Here is a 9,856-nt window from a genome sequence, read left to right as displayed (position 1 = left end):
TCTGCCATTTGTTTTCATCTAAAAAAACCAACTTCATCCTCTTTCCTCTATAAATTGTTCTCTCTATCCTAACATAAGATCAACACGACCTAGGGGCAGGCGCACCTGAGCCAACCAAACGGCGTGGATGTGAGCGCGCAGTAGCGATTCGTTGGCTAGATCCAGGCGGGGAGGGCGCACGCGACCGGCCACCATCTCGCGGCGGCGGCGGAAGTAGTACTGGTCGTGGCTATTGAAAGCCCCGCAATAGGTGATGATGAGTCCCGGCTGCCCCTGGCGGCCTGCCCGACCGCTGCGCTGGGCGTAGTTGGCGGGTGTGGGGGGCACGTTGCGCAGATGCACCAGATCCAAATCGGCAATATCGACCCCCAACTCCAGGGTTGGCGAGCACACCAAATAGGGAAGGCGTCGAGCTTGATCCTCCCCGCGAAAGCGCCTTTCTCGCTGCTCCCGCTCTCCTGGCCGAACCACCTGAGCCGTGTGCTCCCTAGCCTCCAGGGATCCCAGCCCTGCTGCCCCGGCCTGGTAGAGGCGCTGGAAAAAGAGATTAACGGGGCGGCGGGCAGAGGAGTAGCCGCTCTGCTCGGCCCGGCGGGAATACAGAGGATCTGGCGGCGGCGAGCCATTGCCCAGGCACCAGCGCAGACAGCCAGCGTTGAGCTGGTAGGCTTCCTGGCCATTCTCCGAGTGGCGCCGCAGCAGGTCGTAGCTAACTAGGAGAGAAAGCAGGGATCCCAGAAGCTCGTCGTAAGCTTCTCTGGTCAGCTCGAGATACTTGATGAGAAAGCGCCCAATAGCGCTGCGGTGGCCCAAGCTATGAACTTGCAAGTCCTGCCGGGACTGGCTCTGGCGAACAAAGTAGCTAGCCGTCCGCAGTTCGTCATGCTCCTCTAGGCCCCAAAACTCGTTGAGATGTTGCTCGGCCCGCCGGCGCAGCGTTCTCTGGGGTTCTTTCTCGAGCAGACGGACATCGATGGCCAATTTCCGCCGAAACTGATCCAATACGGCCCGCAGCAGGCCCTCTCGCTCGCCAACGGTTGCTTGGCCAAACCAGGGGTGAAGGGAAGCCAGGGCAGGGCTTTGGCAAAGCTCTTTGAGCCCGCGGTATTCGATTTTCAGCAGCCCCACCTGTTCCAGGTTGGGGTGGGTAACCCGCCAGCCGCGCCGCAGATCCTCGTAGAGCCGGTATTCGGTTAGCTCCGTAAAAGCCTGCCAGACCTCTTGGGCAGCCGGCGACTGGGGATCCAAATCGGGGTTTTGGGTAATGTCGGCAAGGCTCAAGCCTGAGGCCTGCACCACTGCCGGGGCTACCTCTGAGAAGTCCAGCTCTTTTTTCTCCTGCAGGGCAGCATAGAGCGCGGCCCGCAAAAGGGCCACGTGGACAAAGTCGTTGAAGTGGCCGGCCTGCAAGGAGGCATCCTGGCGGTTGTCGGTAAAGGTGAGCAGCTTGCCGCGGGCTGCACCCGTCTGAGCGGCATGGCGCAGCAGAGAAGTGGCCAGAATGGTGGTGGCGCTGGAGCGGCCTTCGCTGGAGAGGGAAGCCAGCTTGGCGAACTCCCGCTCCCGCCCACTGTAGTACTCGCCGCAAGCTAGGCAAAGAGAAAAGGGCTGGGGCTGCCACCACAGCTTCTGGGCCTCTGCCTGAGGCACCTCGGAAAAGGAGCCGTCCGGGCGTACCCAAACTGCTTGGGGGACGCGCTTTTTCCAGTGGGGTTTGAGCCGGTTTTCAGGGGTGTACCAATCTTCCGGGATCTGCTCCAGCGACCACTCGTTGTCAAGAGGATCCAAGCTGAGGTAGCCGGCCTGCTGGTCTTCGCCTTCCTCAACCTCTTCCCCCAGAGGATAGGGCAGGAAGTGAGTCTTTGACCTGAGGACGTGGTAGTAGTCCTGGCCACAGTGGCGGCAGAACTTGACGGGGAAAAACAGCTTTCCTTCCCCTGCTTGCACTTGTCCTTCCAGGGAAAACTGCCGCTTGTCCCGACTCTCCAGGGTGGCGTAGAGGGTGCGGCCCTGGGAGATAAACTGGTGCAACTTCAAGGCCGGGCCGCGGCTAGAGCCCTCCCGCAGGCTGCTGGCGTGGGCAAGGAACTGGCGCAGCGTTGCCGCACAGTTTTCGCTAGCGGTGCCGGTCAGTTGGGCCAGTTGGGCGGCCACCTCGGAGAGCTCCCTGGGCACGCGGCGCTTGAGGCTGCCGTCGGGACTTAACTCTAGGCCCAGCTCGTACTCCAACCAGCGCATCAAGGGGTGGCGGCGCAGGCTAGCTAGGTCGGTGGGCCAGGGGGGATCGAGGGCGGGTTTGAGCTCTTCAGGTGAAGGCGGGCCACCTTCGCTCAAAGGGGCCAGGGTCTCCTCGATAATCTGCTCCGGTGTGAAGGGATGGCCAAAGAAGCGGCTGGCGAAGTCGGCCACGGTCTGGCGGCGCTCCAGGGCACTGGCCTCTGGCCGAGCAATCATGGTGGCGCTGGTGCCAATATGCACCAAGTTCTTGGCCCCACAGCGTCCTTTTAGGCGGCGAACCAGCATCGCCACATCGGCCCCCTGCCGGCCTCGGTAGGTGTGCAGCTCGTCAAAGACCAGGAAGCGCAGCCCGTTGGAACTTAAAAAGCGCTGATCTTCGGGGCGCACCAAAAGCAGCTCCGCCATCACGTAGTTAGTAAGCAGAATTTGGGGCGGATCCCGCCGTAGCTGGTCTCGTTCGTTTTCCGAAGTTTCCCCGGTGTATCTGGCAAAGCGCACCGGAAAAGGGCGATGGTAGTTGCGCTCGTACCGCTCGCGCAGAGTTTGTAAAGACTGGTATTGGGAGTTAACCAGGGCGTTCATGGGATAGACCACCAGGGCCGTCACCTGGCCCAGGGATCCCCCCTGGCGAATCCAGTTGTCAATGATGGGCAAGAAGTAGCAAAGGCTTTTGCCAGAGCCGGTGCCGCTGGTTACCACAAAGCTTTCCTCGGCCAAGGCTTTGGCGATGGCCTCCTCTTGGTGGCGGTAGAGACGAAAGGGTCTGCCGTCCTCAGAGCGGAAGATGCGGGCTGTTTCTTCAGTAATCCGCCCCGTTTCAGCCAACTCATCAACGGTTGGGCCGGCTACGTAGGCAGGGCTAAGCTGCACAAGCGGCTCTGGCCAGAGGTGGATCCCTTCCTCCAAAGCTTGGTCTACAAACGCCTGTGCCCGTTGGTCGCCAATGAGAAAAAAGGAGCGGACAAAATCGCGATAGTCGTCCAGAACAGTGGCGTGGAGATCAAAGATGGTGGACATCGAATCTGCCCTTAAGGCCCGCTTGGTTAGCTCAAGCCTAGCTTGAAGATGCCGCAAGTGGTGTTTGAAACCGCACCCACCAAGATCTACGGCCCGCTGAACGGCAAAAAGATATCTCCGAAGTGGGATCGGCAATGCGCCAGCTTCCCCCACACCTCCAGTACCCGCCGACGGCTGCAGCGTTCTCCGAATGCAGGAACCAGAATCCCTTGCCTTTAGGCAGGGGGTATGTCAAGAGAAAACTGGTCTGCAGAAGGCCACCTCTGCCTCATGGACGAATAACCCGCAATCCTAGATGCGCCTCGTAGCCATCGAAGTCACTGTCGTAGTGGAGGAGCGGAACATTGTTCTCAATGCACCAAGTGGCAATCAAACTGTCTATTGTTTTGCGCACCGTCACGCCTTTGCGACGCAACAAGCGAAAGTTCTGCGCACTTTTCACCGCCAGGGAGGGGTTAACCATTTGCACCTGATGCAATTTCACCAGAGCACAGCGAGCCTGCTCGAAATCGGCATCTTTGCGAAAGCCCTGCAAGACTTCTGCCAAAATCAGGTCGCCCACCAGGATAAGAGTTTGATCCAGGGCCCAATCCAGATAGTCGGTGTGAAGCGATGAAATGCCGTTGAAGTAATCAATCCAGATGGTGCTGTCCACCAGGATCATCCTCAGTCTTGCAGGCACGACAGGCGTTGCTGATGCAAATTGCCCTCCCATTTCAACTTGCCGCGTAAGTTGCGGATCTCAGCTTGCTCGTGTAGGCGAATCAGGACACGCAGCGCTTCGTGAATCACCTCGCGCTTGGTCTTGAGGCCGGTTACCTGGCGGGCACGCTCGATCAGGTCGTCATCCAGGACGATGTTGGTGCGCATGAGGAGCCACTTGTGTGTATAGAAATGCAGATCTATGTGTATTCTAAGCTTTTATTGAGTGCTGCGCCAGCTTCTCCCACGCCTCCAGTACCAGCCGCCGCGTGCGGTATTCGCCGAACTGACTCAGTTCCTTCTCCTTCAGCACGCGAAAGGTTTCGCCGGGGAAGGTGCTAGCAGCAGCGCGGGTAGCGTAGCCAGCCGGGTCGAGCGGGTCTGCCACCTCTTCCCGCGGGTCGAGTATGTCTTCCAGTTCGCGTTCGGTGAGGTCTGCCGGGTCGAGGATGTAGCGCAGTTGCTTGCGGGTGAGGCCGTAGAGCCGGGCGTAGTACGCATCGAGTTCGGCACGCAGCACCGCGCGGCGGTCTTCGTCCCAGCGAAAGGGCGGAAAGGGGATGCCCTTCTGCGGGTTGGTTTCGATCTCCGGGTAAGCGCTGATCCAGGATGGCAGGCGCCATTCATGCCTGCCGACAGCAATACGGTTTGCATCCCACGCAGCATGGATGGCTGCCCGCAGCCCGTCATCAGCTTCGTTCCACACATCGTCGGCGAAGGGCTTGAGATCCCAGGCAGTGTAGGTCAGTTCCAGTGCGCGCGGCACAATGAAGGCGAGATCGGCGGGGGTGTAGGCAGTGGGGGGAAAAATAGGGAGTTGGCGGAGGATGAAGAAAGTAAGATGCGTCCCACCAATTTTCTGGCGCAATGCCCAATCAAAAATCAGGACATTTAGATTGGCTAGAAAACACGAGAGATGAATAGCCGAAATCTCACCCGTAAGGACTATGGGCATCGTATGTCCTACCCCAACTCTGGGCAGCAGGCTGAAGATGGCGGTGCGCTCATCCGTAGAACGTGCCACATCCCGGAAGCCCAGCAACCACCCACGCTGCCAGTCGCCCAGGCGCTTCGTTACTTCTTCAGCGGGCACCCAGTACCAGGGCTGGACAACAAAGTGCGGGTCGGCGTGCTGGTGCTCATCAGGCGTGGGCAGTTGGGTGCTGGAGCGGTCGCGCACGCCCTCATAGGTGCCGTAGCGGTGGTCATAGTGCCAGATCATCTTGGCTTCGTAGAGGGGGAGGTAGCCCTCACCCCCGGCCCCTCTCCCAAGGCTTTGGGAGAGGGGAGAAGGATGCTCGTAGGAATGGGCAGTAACAAAGGCGGCAATCTCTCGCAGGACTTGTTCTGTGCGGTCGAGTATCTGGTCATTGGTAAAGCGCAGAATGGCAAAGCCATGTTCGCGCAGGATTTCCTCCCGCAAACGGTCGCGTTCCTGCTGAGTGGGTTCGCGGTGCACGGCGCCATCTATCTCAATGATCAGGCGGGCATCGTCACAGAAGAAGTCGGCGATGAATTGTCCAATCGGATGTTGACGTCGGAATTTTCGGCCTAGCAGCCGACGGTCACGCAACAATTCCCAGAGCAGGCTTTCGGCGGTCGTCGCCTCGCGACGCAACTGCCGCGCCCTGGCAATCAGTTCCTGGCTGGCCTTGGGTAATTCGTACCCTCCTTCTCCCGCAGCGCGAGAAGAGAGGTCGGGGGCTGCGATCCTTCCCCCCTCTCCCGCCGTGTGGGAGAAGGGGCTAGGGGGTGAGGGCACAAACACATTCCCCACCAGCCGGTAACCTTGCTTTTCCAGCTCTGCGCGGGTGCGGAAGAGGTGCGAGTCGTTGGACATATCGAACATGCGCAGGAAGCGCACGCCCCAAGAGTTTTCTCCCGTGTGTTCGTTAACCAACACCGGCACGCGCTGATAGATGGCGCGGGTCAGGTCGGCATCTTGCCGGGTACGGAAGACCGGCAGGGTGCGGGTGTTGGGGTTGATGCGGGCAATGTCGGTGGCGCTCAGGCGAAAGGCACGGCGCGGGTCGCGCAGATGTTCGGTGCGGGTGGCGAAGAAGGTAAAGGTGGTGGCGTCGGTCTGGGTACGGCTGCCAGTGAGGGTGAGCAGGCAGAATTTCATGCGGCTATCCACTGCCGGAAAGAGTCGCTGGCGGTTCTCAAAATCGAACAGACTTGCCAGTTGCCCTTTTTCCACCAGATCGGCGAAGAAGAACTGGTTGGTGGCGTCGGTGGCGATGCCGGTAGGAATGATGATGCCGGCCCGTCCGCGGGGGCTGAGCAGGTTACGCACGCGCTCGGCAAAGACGGAATAGGTGTTGATGTCGCGGTGGCCGGTGAGGGGATATTGACCACTGCCCCGTAAAAAGCGGCTGGTGCTTTCGGCGCCGTGCAGGGCACGCTGGTAGTCGTGCCAGAGGGCGGGGTTGGTCTTGGGTAGGTCGGCGATCAGCCGTTTGCGGGCGGCGGCGTTGGGCGCGCGGGCAATGGCGGTATCGCGGCTGGCGAAGAATTCTTCTTCCTCCAGTTGGATTTGCTCCCAGGGCGGGTTGCCGAGGATGACATCAAAGCCGCCACTTTCAAACACCTCCGGGAACTCCAGCGGCCAGTGGAAAAACCGGTTCTCGACGGCGAGGGCCTGAGCAGTGGCAAGGGCCTGGGAGGGGGTTCTCTCCTGCAGTCGATCAGCCACGGCTTGGGTGGTAATGGCCCTAGAGAAGTCAGGGATCAAGGGCTGGAAAAAAGCGGCTGTCCACAGGTTGCAGGCTTCCACTAGCTTTTGGTGTTGCGGGTCTTGGCAGTAGCGGCTGTAGAGCTGCTGCTTGCGGCTAACCTCTGCCGGGGAGTTGTCTGGAATGGCTTCTAGCTTCTGTCGCTCCTGGCTAAGCTCAGCCACCACCTGGTCAGTGTCAAAAGCAAGGGAAAGCTGCCCTGTTTGCAAACTCTGGCACTCGGTGCGATTGCGCTGCTTTAGCGAGCGGGCAGCCTCCTTGGAGTCAGCGCTAACCGGGGTAAAGGCTTCATCGGGGATGCCCTTTTCCAAAATCGCCAAATCCAAGACACCCACCAGCGAATCGCCGCACTTGATGTGGTGATCCAGGAAGGTGAGGGGCTTGCCGGCGCAGTGGGCCTCCAGCCACAGGGCCACGCGGCAGAGTTCCACCGCCAGCGGGTTTTTGTCCACGCCGTAGATGCAGTGCGCCACCACATCGCGGATGGCCTCGCGGACACGCTCGGGGGCGGGTTCCTCTTCGCCGGTGCGGATCTTTGCCAGTTCCTTGCCCAACCTGCGGGCGGCAGCAAGCAGGAAGTGACCGGATCCGCAGGCGGGATCACACACACGGATGGACAAAATCGCTTGCTCTTTTTCCTCAGGTGGGCGAGCGGCTTTCAGCCGTTCTTCGATCACTGGCTCCAGCGCCGAGCGGATGAGTTCGGCCACTAGCTCCGGCGGGGTGTAGTAGGAGCCTGTGCTCTTGCGCTCTGAGCCGTAGCTCAACTCAAAGCGAGGCGCCCCTTGCCCAGTTACAATCTGAGGCTGGTAGTCGAGCAAGCTTTCGTAGACGGATCCCAGTTCTTCTACATCCAGCGCCGCGTAGTTGACCCGCCGAAGGGGAGAGGTGGGGTTTTCTCGGTAGTAGGCTAGGTGCGAAAAGGCTTGCAGCAGATCCCGGTTGCTCAGGCTGCACTCATCCAGCTCCAGAGGGGCAAACAGCTCTCCGTTGAGAGGAGCAGCCCCCAGCAGCTCCGCCAGCTCCTCTTGGGAAAGCACCCTCCAGAGCACCCGCAAGCTGCACCAGAGATCCTCGTGTTCGTCTTGGGCACTTTGCCGATCCAAAAACCGCCGCAGCCGCGTCACGCTGTAGTGCTCGCGATAGAGCGCCGCGCTGCTCATCAACCCCCGCTCTTCGGAAACCAAGAGGAACAGGAACCGGTAGACCAAGCGCAGCAGTTGGCGGTAGAGCTCCCTGGGATCCGACAAGAGCCGCGCTCTCAGCCTCTGGTTCTTGGGATGGGCCAGGAACCCATTTGCCAGCAACCTGATGCACTCCTCAACCCCCTCCCGCAGCCGTTCCCGTACCCGGCCACCCTGCTCCAGGGCCTGTTGGTAGTACTTTTCCAGCAGACAATCCCCTGCTAGCTCTGCCGTTTGGGGCAAGCGGCTGCGGTGCAGCAGCCGAAAGAGGATGGCAAAGTCGTTAAACCGCTGCTCCTCTAGGATCTGCTTCAGGTCAAACTCCACATAGGCCTGCCGACGCACATAGGTGGAGTCCCGCAGGAGGCGCAGGGTCAATCCGTTGGTAACAATGCCCCAGAGGTGCTCGCTGCGGTTGAGATACTCCTGCAGCAGCGAGTGGGGTGCCAGGCGAGGCCGGCCAGAAGCCGGCACGCGGCCCAGCTCCTGGCGCGCGCCGACGATGTGCACCGGTGGCGCGTCTTCCGCCTCGCCCATGCGATGCGAGATGGGGAAGTTCATTCCGTCCACCTCGCAGGCGCGCGGTTGATAGCGCACCTCGATCCCCAGCAAACTGAAGAAGGGGATCGCCCAGGCATCGCGGGTGATGCTGGTGGCGAGATCGCTTTCGGGCAGGCGCTGCAGGCGGCTCTGGAAGGCCTCCCAGTACTTTCGACAATCGGCAAAGACCGCGGCAATCTCTTCGACTGGGCCGCGCTTGCTGTTAAAGCCGAAGTCTTCTGGCTTCTGTCCTGGCAGATCCCCTGCCAGCAGCTTTTCGAGAATATCGGGCCCCAACAGGCCTCCTTCGATGCGTACCCCAGAAAACTCGCTCATCGGCAAACCACCGGTTGGAGAACAAGGAGTCCTAAAAGATCGGGGGGAAGCTGCGGCTTCACCTTCAGCCCCCGCCCCTGTAGGGACACGGCTTGGCGGATGCGCCTATGGGCAGCCTCCAGCTCAGCAGCACGCTGCAAAATCCGCTCCCGCGCCGCCTGCTGCAGCCGGTGATCCCTTCCCCAGTTTTCCTCTGTCTCCTGCCACGGGCCGAGACAGGCCAGGAGATGCTGAACCAGCTCCCGCTTTTCCGCTAGCGGTAGGTTCTCATCCGGCTTGGCCGTGGCCAGCAGTTGGAGAGCTGCGCCCGTCTCCAGCCAGCGGGCCTCGCCGCTCTCCAGGCCAACACCGCCTAGCACCAGCACCTCTTCCGCCAAGAGAGGCTGCCCCTGGGGTTGCTCCACCAGGTAGCGCACCCGCAGCAGCAGTAGAGTTGTAAGATCAACTACCGCTCGGGTGCGTAGAGCGCCGCAGCGGGAGACGACAGCATCCCCTTTCTCTGGGTTGTCGAGGGCTTCCTCCAGCAAAAACTGGGCCAGGGCAACCACGACGCGGTGGTTGCGGCCAATGTATTCGGCACCTTCGGGCGTGGGCGAGTCGAAGCTGATTAGCCAACGCCCGCCTTTGGGAGAGGGCAGGGCCAGGCGAATGGCTTCCGGCAAGGTGGCAGTGGCTTCGGAGCCGACGCTAACCTGGTAGACCCCCGACCGCTTCCCTGGGGTTATGGCTAGGTTGAGGCACTGGGCGGCAGCCAGGAAGAATTCGCGCACAGCTTCGGGATCCCCTAGCACGGCATCGGTGGCCTCCAGCTCCCGCTGCACTGCCTCAGGCTTGAGGGCCCGCTGGGCAAAACGGGTGCGGTTGCGCCGCTCCTGTTCGACAGAGCGATCCCAGCGCCGGTGAAACTCATCCACTTCCGGCACGCCAAGATCGAGGGTTAGCTGGCGCTCGGCGGACCAGTGTCCCTTGCGCAGGAAGAGGGCTTCGAGCACAGCCTGGGTAACGCTTTCGCTAGGTTGTGTTGATCTTTCATTTGAGCCAAAAGAGAGCACTGACGAGATAGAGAAAACTCAAGAAGTTCCTGGCCAATTTGTCAAAACGAGA

At 60.7% G+C, this 9,856-nt stretch carries 5 protein-coding genes; all 5 read right to left on the bottom strand.

Features of this window, described 5'->3' with window-relative positions; translation table 11 throughout:
* Window positions 1-63: 63 nt before the first annotated feature.
* Window positions 64-3,255 carry a DEAD/DEAH box helicase gene (locus ACVWXE_RS13820; protein ID WP_457490586.1) on the bottom strand — a complete coding sequence of 1,064 codons (3,192 nt, stop codon included), beginning with the start codon at window positions 3,253-3,255 and terminating at the stop codon, window positions 64-66.
* Window positions 3,256-3,523: 268 nt separating this feature from the next.
* Entirely contained in the window at window positions 3,524-3,919 is a 396-nt protein-coding gene (vapC, locus tag ACVWXE_RS13815) for a type II toxin-antitoxin system VapC family toxin (RefSeq protein WP_457490587.1), read from the bottom strand.
* 2 nt (window positions 3,920-3,921) lie between these two features.
* Window positions 3,922-4,125: a type II toxin-antitoxin system VapB family antitoxin gene (locus ACVWXE_RS13810; RefSeq protein ID WP_414418939.1), complete on the bottom strand. Its 204-nt coding sequence runs from the start codon at window positions 4,123-4,125 to the stop codon at window positions 3,922-3,924.
* 43 nt (window positions 4,126-4,168) lie between these two features.
* Complete coding sequence (locus tag ACVWXE_RS13805) at window positions 4,169-8,752, bottom strand: DUF559 domain-containing protein (RefSeq protein ID WP_457490585.1); 4,584 nt, start codon at window positions 8,750-8,752, stop codon at window positions 4,169-4,171.
* A complete protein-coding gene (locus ACVWXE_RS13800) occupies window positions 8,749-9,744 on the bottom strand; it encodes a hypothetical protein (RefSeq protein ID WP_457490584.1) in 996 nt (331 codons plus the stop codon). The genes ACVWXE_RS13805 and ACVWXE_RS13800 overlap by 4 nt, the downstream gene beginning before the upstream one ends.
* Window positions 9,745-9,856: the final 112 nt, after the last annotated feature.

It is taken from the genome of Thermostichus sp. MS-CIW-41 (genome assembly GCF_054058915.1).
Note: the sequence above shows the minus strand (reverse complement) of the source record. Positions and strands in the feature narration are given on the sequence as shown.

Coding starts and splice junctions, on each gene's coding strand:
- ACVWXE_RS13805 (WP_457490585.1), bottom strand. CDS start 8,752: ATGAGCGAGTTTTCTGGGGTACGCATCGAAGGAGGCCTGTTGGGGCCC.
- ACVWXE_RS13820 (WP_457490586.1), bottom strand. CDS start 3,255: ATGTCCACCATCTTTGATCTCCACGCCACTGTTCTGGACGACTATCGC.
- ACVWXE_RS13810 (WP_414418939.1), bottom strand. CDS start 4,125: ATGCGCACCAACATCGTCCTGGATGACGACCTGATCGAGCGTGCCCGC.
- vapC (WP_457490587.1), bottom strand. CDS start 3,919: ATGATCCTGGTGGACAGCACCATCTGGATTGATTACTTCAACGGCATT.